The 2,393-nt window shown below is 72.9% G+C and carries 3 protein-coding genes; 1 reads left to right on the top strand and 2 read right to left on the bottom strand.

Features of this window, described 5'->3' with window-relative positions; all coding sequences use genetic code 11:
- Positions 1–25: 25 nt before the first annotated feature.
- Positions 26–262, bottom strand: coding sequence for a hypothetical protein (locus ACWEN3_RS45385; protein WP_452984166.1), 237 nt, complete (start codon positions 260–262; stop codon positions 26–28).
- A 49-nt stretch (positions 263–311) separates the two neighbouring features.
- On the bottom strand, positions 312–1,922 hold the full coding sequence (locus ACWEN3_RS45390; protein ID WP_452984168.1) for an alpha/beta hydrolase: 1,611 nt from the start codon (positions 1,920–1,922) through the stop codon (positions 312–314).
- Between the two features lie 282 nt (positions 1,923–2,204).
- Here ACWEN3_RS45390 and ACWEN3_RS45395 point away from each other — a divergent pair.
- On the top strand, positions 2,205–2,393 hold a 189-nt coding region (locus tag ACWEN3_RS45395), incomplete at its 3' end, for a chaplin family protein (protein ID WP_452984170.1).

Genomic DNA, 2,393 nt, shown 5'->3' on the forward strand with positions numbered 1-2,393 from the left:
ACCGTGCGCCCACGAGTAGCTCGCGTCACGCCCGAGTGCACCGCTTCCCGATCACCTGAAGTGATCTGTGCCCATCGGAGGCAGGCGGCAGCAGCACGGCCGGCTCGCCGGCCACGGCACTCGCCCGCAGCGTCAGCGACCGCTCGGCGCAGCGGCCGGCCCAGTGATCACCGGTGGCCGCCCGGCCCGGCGGCGCGGCCACCAGCAGGGCCGCCGCGGCGGCCGAGGCGACGGGTACGGCGATGGCGGTACGGATGCGCATGGTGGTTACCCCCTGTCGCGGTCACGTACGGGATGCTGCGCCGGTCGTGTCATCGGCCGGCCGGTTTCACGGTGGAGCTCCAGTCCTTGCCGTCCGCCGGGCAGGAGCTGCCGGTCGGGGGCAGGGAGCCGTAGAGCAGGAAGTCGTTGATCTTGCGGTGCACGCACTTGGAGGACCCGTACCCGGTGTGGCCCTCCCCCTTGTTGTCGAGCACCACCGCGGAGGAACCGAGCCGTTTGGCGGTCTCCACGGTCCACCGGTACGGCGTCGCCGGGTCGCCGCGCGTGCCCACGAGGAGCATCGGCGCCGAGGGGACGTTCCTCACCTGGTCGCGGATGTAGTCCGTGCCCTTGGAGCGGCCGAAGCACATCAGCAGCTGGGTGAGCCGGTAGTGGCCGAAGACGGGGGAGGCCTGGTCGTAGGCGGCCCGCAGGTCCTTGAGGTCCTTGGACACCCGCGCCGCGTCGGGGCGGTCGGGGTCGTCCGCGCAGTTGATCGCCGTCAGCGCGGCCTGCAGGTTGTCCATCGGCACGTTCTGCGGATCGACCAGACCGCCGTTCGCCGGGTGCCGGTCGCGGGGCAGGCCGCTGCCGCCGGTGGCGAAGGCCAGCACGCCCCGGGTGTCGCCGTCCTGCGTCAGCGAGGCCAGCGCGCGCTCCAGCGAGGGCCACAACTCCTTGCTGTAGAGCGCCTGTCCGATGGCGCCCACCAGGTCCTGGCCGGCGAACGAGCCGCCGAAGTCCGTGGGCTCCGGGGTCCGGTCCAGCGAGCGCACCAGCCGGACCACTTCGTCGCCGGCCATGCGCCGGTCCTGCCCGAACGGGCACGCGATGTCCGTCGTACACCAGTCCAGGAAGTCGTCCAGCGCGGTCTGCTGCCCCTCCGCGCCCGCGACGCCCTGCTCGGACAGCGGCTCGGTGAGGGTGTCGACGCCGTCCAGGGCCAGCCTGCCGACGTTGTGCGGGAACTGCGCCGCGTACACCGCGCCGAGCCGTGTCCCGTAGGAGAAGCCCAGGTAGTTGAGCTTCTTGTCGCCGAGGGCCTGGCGGATGACGTCCAGGTCGCGGGAGGTGTTCACGGTGCCTATGTGGGGCAGGACCGGTCCGGAGTTGCGCGCGCACTCGTCGGCGGCCTGCCGCAACTGCTGCAGCAGCGGCTGCGGATGGCTGATGTCCGTGTTCTCGCCGGCCGCGGCCGGCGCCTGGTCGCCGCCCTCGCCGCAGCTGACGGGGGAGGAGCGGCCGACGCCGCGCGGGTCGAAGGTGACCACGTCGTAGCCGTTGGTCAGATCCATGAACTTCCGGCCGTCGGAGGCAAGTTCACTGATGCCCGCACCGCCGGGGCCGCCGAAGTTCAGCAGCACCGAACCCTGGGACCTCCCGGTGGCGCGGTAGCGGGCCAGCGCGATGTCGAGCGTGCCCGCGTCGGGCCGGGCGTAGTCGAGCGGGACCGTCACCCTGCCGCACTGCAGGTCCCGGGGCATGTCCGGGCCCGTGCAGGCCGCCCAGGCCACCTTCTGCCGGTAGAACCGGGACAGGTCGGGCTGGGACCGGCCGGCCGCCGCCGCGGTGGGCAGGCCGGATCCGAGCAGCGCCAGGGCGAGGGCCGAGGCGCCCGCGCAGCGGCGCACGGTGGGCCGTGTGGACAGCTTGGCCAGCATCGATCGCCTCCCGGGGCGCCCGCAGCGGACCGGGACGGCGCCCTCCCGATCACCATAAGCGGGCCCCCGGCGGCCCGCCTCCGGGCGAGCGGTACGGCACCCGGTGCCGTACCCTTCGCGCCCTGACTTCCCGTTGGTGATCATTGGCCGGCTTTGCCCGCGGTTCGATAACCCTGCCACTCGATGGGGTGAAAGCCCGATAAGCCATAACTCGGATGGCTCAACTGCGTTTGAAGAGGTGCGGGCGAGTGCCCGCGACCATGTCTGGAAGGCAGGGAACCTATGAGACGGGCTACCCGAAACGGTGTGATCGCCGCCGCCGCCGTCGTCGCCGCCTCCGGCGCGGTGTCCGTGGCGCTGCCGGTGTCCGCCGCGTTCGCGGCCGACGGGGCCGGCGCCGAGGGCGCCGCGGCCGGCTCGCCCGGGCTGATCTCCGGCAACGACATCCAGCTCCCGGTGGACGTGCCGGTG

Source organism: Streptomyces sp. NPDC004561 (genome assembly GCF_053602155.1).

Excerpts from the sequence above, each read along its gene's own strand:
- ACWEN3_RS45385 (WP_452984166.1), bottom strand. The coding sequence starts at position 262 with ATGCGCATCCGTACCGCCATCGCCGTACCCGTCGCCTCGGCCGCCGCG.
- ACWEN3_RS45390 (WP_452984168.1), bottom strand. The coding sequence starts at position 1,922 with ATGCTGGCCAAGCTGTCCACACGGCCCACCGTGCGCCGCTGCGCGGGC.